The organism is Streptococcus sp. GMD4S, from assembly GCF_000296955.1.
In genome coordinates, this window is the sequence record NZ_AJRE01000248.1 from 1 (window position 1) to 1,202 (window position 1,202).

A 1,202-nucleotide genomic window follows, 5' to 3' on the forward strand; every position below is an offset into this window, starting at 1 on the left:
AGAGCAGAGATTTCTTGAAAGACGGAGGAGATTTAACCATCGTCATTCAGAAAAAACAAGGGGCTCCAAGTGCTAGAAATAAGATGGAAGACGTTTTTGGAAGTTGTGAAATTGTAAAGAAAGATAAGGGATATTATATCCTTAGAAGTGTGAAAGAATGAGAGCAGTTGATTTAATCCAAAAGAAACGAGATGGTCAAGAACTGACTACGGCTGAAATCAAATGGTTGGTAGAAGGCTATGTGGCTGGAACTGTTCCAGATTATCAAATGTCTGCTTTTGCTATGGCTGTTTATTTTAAAGGAATGACCACACGTGAGATTTCTGATCTGACGATGAATATGGTTAAAACAGGTCAGGAGTTTGATTTGTCAGCTATTGATGGGGTTAAAGTTGACAAGCATTCGACTGGTGGTGTAGGTGATAAGGTGACCTTGATTTTGGCTCCCCTTGTTGCGAGTTTCGGCGTGCCTGTTGCTAAGATGAGTGGTCGAGGTCTCGGCCATACTGGTGGGACAATTGATAAATTGGAATCCATTAAGGGCTACCAAGTCGAGCGAAGTCAAGAGGATTTCATTCGTCAGGTACAGGACATTGGTGTATCTGTCATTGGGCAGTCAGATCAGCTGGTTAAAGCAGATAAACTTCTCTATGCCCTCCGAGATGTGACCGCAACTGTCGACACGATTCCTTTGATTGCGAGTTCGGTGATGAGCAAGAAAATTGCTGCAGGAGCGGATGCCATTTTGCTAGATGTAACGGTCGGTGAGGGTGCCTTTATGAAGACGGTTGATGAGGCACGCGAATTGGCTCAAACCATGGTGGATCTTGGTAAGGCAGTTGGTCGAAAGACGGTAGCAGTTATTACCGATATGAGCCAACCCTTGGGACGAGCCATTGGCAATCGTCTCGAAATCCTTGAGGCAATCGAGATTCTTCAAGGAAAAGGTCGAGAAGATATTAGTCACTTTATCTGCGAGTTAGCTCAGATTATGCTTGGATTGGCTGATGTTGAGAAAACGATCGAGGAAATCCGTCAACACCTGGAAAATGGCCAAGCACTGGCTAAGTTTGAAGAAATGGTAACAGCACAAGGCGGTGATTTAGAAGATCTTTATCGCCCCGTCAAAGTTGCCCATGTGGTGGAAATTCCAGCTCAAGATACGGGTGTTATTTCAGCTCTTCCTGCAATGGAATTTGGCC

2 protein-coding genes are annotated in these 1,202 nt (G+C 44.3%); both read left to right on the plus strand.

Going from position 1 to position 1,202, the window contains the following annotated elements; all coding sequences use genetic code 11:
- Positions 1 to 161 (plus strand): methyltransferase (locus GMD4S_RS09080; RefSeq protein WP_008289824.1); only part of this gene is annotated, 161 nt, incomplete at its 5' end.
- Positions 158 to 1,202, plus strand: a 1,045-nt coding sequence (locus GMD4S_RS09085; RefSeq protein WP_001202983.1) for a pyrimidine-nucleoside phosphorylase, incomplete at its 3' end; no start/stop codon positions are given. The genes GMD4S_RS09080 and GMD4S_RS09085, both read left to right, overlap by 4 nt.